The sequence below is a fragment of the Mesorhizobium sp. M7A.F.Ca.CA.002.09.1.1 genome (assembly GCF_003998555.1).
Taxonomy (GTDB): Bacteria; Pseudomonadota; Alphaproteobacteria; order Rhizobiales; family Rhizobiaceae; genus Mesorhizobium; species Mesorhizobium ciceri.
The window spans coordinates 1-1,386 of record NZ_RZRR01001184.1; the positions used below are offsets into that span (position 1 = coordinate 1).

At 62.9% G+C, this 1,386-nt stretch carries 2 protein-coding genes; both read right to left on the reverse strand.

Annotation, left to right across the window (positions count from 1 at the left end):
* A partial coding sequence (locus tag EN994_RS31585) for an aspartate dehydrogenase (protein ID WP_127308158.1) occupies positions 1 to 717 on the reverse strand: 717 nt, incomplete at its 3' end.
* An 11-nt stretch (positions 718 to 728) separates the two neighbouring features.
* Positions 729 to 1,265 carry a cupin domain-containing protein gene (locus tag EN994_RS31590; RefSeq protein ID WP_063168733.1) on the reverse strand — a complete coding sequence of 179 codons (537 nt, stop codon included), beginning with the start codon at positions 1,263 to 1,265 and terminating at the stop codon, positions 729 to 731.
* Positions 1,266 to 1,386: the final 121 nt, after the last annotated feature.

Sequence of the window (1,386 nt, forward strand, 5' to 3'; positions counted from 1 at the left end):
GAGCATCGAGGTTTTCGGATTGTTGGGCGAGGGTGCGTTGACGAGGCGGAAGGAGGCGGTGCCGGCGGTGCTCTCGACCTCGATTTCATGCATGTTGCCGGCAGCTTTCGGATCGGCAACCACGCGCACTGTGACTTTGTCGATACCTGCAGCGAGCGCCACGGCGAAGGCGGCGTTGAGGTTTTTCGGATAGAGCTTTGCCGCTTGCGCCGGCGTGCCTTCGAAGAGGGATACCGCGTCGTGCTCGGCCGACAGGCCAAGAGTGGCAAGCTCGACTTCCCAAGCTGTCGGCGGCTTGCGCGAGGTGTAGCGCACCCGCGCCTCAGGAAGTGCGGCTATCGCCCTGAGATAGTCGAGACCGCCCAACGCGCCTGACGGCAGGACCAAGCGCGCGCCGCTATTGCGCGAAGCATCGGTCAGCCTCGCGGCAAGGATCGGATCGGCGAATGCACCGATCGAAGCGATGATGGTCGGGATGCCGGCTTCGAGAAGCGCGGGCACATAAGCGGCCACCGCCTCCTGGCTTGCCGCCTCCACCACCGCCCGGGGGCGCGGACCGATCAGCGCGTCAAGCTGCGTGACAGTGCTGACATTCGCCGGCAAGTCGCGGCGGGTACCTTCGCGCATCAGCGCCACCCAGCAAACCGAGTCCACTGGGAAAGCTGAGACGATCTCGCGCGCGATCGTGCCGAAGCCGATGAGGCCGAGCGTCACCATCCGAGGCTTCTTCAGGGATTCTGCCTCAGGGGATCGAACTTGTCGGCGAGGTCTGCCCCGAACACCGTCTTGCGCTCGATTTCCAGAACGTTTTCGGGGCGCGGGAAATTGGACGGCACACGGTCACCTGGCTTGCGCGGCTTGCCGATCAGGCGAAAGAAATCCTCGAGCCCGTTCGGCACGATCAACCAGATCCAGCGCAGGCGCGTGTCGCCGTCGTTGATGAACATGTGTCGGACATTCTTCGGCAGGAACACCACGCTGTCCGGTTCCAGCGGATATTCCTTGCCGTCGATGACGGCGCGGCCATGGCCTTCGATGACATAGACCGTCTCTTCGTTGCGGTCATGCGTGTGTTCGCGCACATAGCCGCCGGGCGCTACCGACTGCGTGCCCAGCGCGAAGGGGTGCTCCATGCCGACGATGTGCGGCGCGAGCGCCACGTCGATATGGCCGTTTGCGGGAACCGGCTGCCAGTAGCTTTCGCGCGTTTCGGTTCCGGAAACATGGATGCCAGAGGGCGCGGGTGGAAGGTTGGTGTCGTCCATGGCTCTGCCTGTCGAATGGAGCTGCGAAGGTCGTTCGGGCGCGTTGCTGACTTGGAGAGGGTACAGCGCAAAAAGTGTCGACACAATAGTAGACAGATTAAATTTCGTGCCTCTATATAGT

Coding starts and splice junctions, on each gene's coding strand:
- EN994_RS31590 (WP_063168733.1), bottom strand. CDS start 1,265: ATGGACGACACCAACCTTCCACCCGCGCCCTCTGGCATCCATGTTTCC.